The sequence below is a fragment of the Acinetobacter sp. GN11 genome, from assembly GCF_054823985.1.
In genome coordinates this window covers 1-391 of record NZ_JRVL01000175.1, presented here as the reverse complement: position 1 = coordinate 391, position 391 = coordinate 1, and the positions used below count along the sequence as shown (strand labels likewise).

Here is a 391-nt window from a genome sequence, read left to right as displayed (position 1 = left end):
CACCACCAAGTTCATGATGATGGCAGAAACCGGAATACCTGCATTTAAGAACAACTCAACAAATGGGCTTTTATCTGCACGGATGTGGTCCCAAGGAGTCACTGACATCACTACAAAAAGTGCCAACACATAAAATAGGATAATACGTACTGGAATCGCGTTAATTGCTTTCGGTAGGTTCTTTTCTGGATCTTTCGTTTCAGCTGCTGTGGTACCAATCAGTTCAACACCAATAAAAGCAAACACGGCAATCTGGAAACCTGCCAAAAATCCGCTTACGCCTTTTGGAAATATGCCACCATGCGACCACACATTACTTACACTCACAACTTCACCATGTGGAGCTTGAAAATGAGTAAAGATCATGTAGCCACCCACACCAATCAGGCCA

At 43.5% G+C, this 391-nt stretch carries 1 protein-coding gene; it reads right to left on the bottom strand.

What is annotated here, in order from left to right; translation table 11 throughout:
* A partial coding sequence (locus NL42_RS14730) for an amino acid permease (RefSeq protein ID WP_461313302.1) occupies positions 1 to 391 on the bottom strand: 391 nt, incomplete at both ends.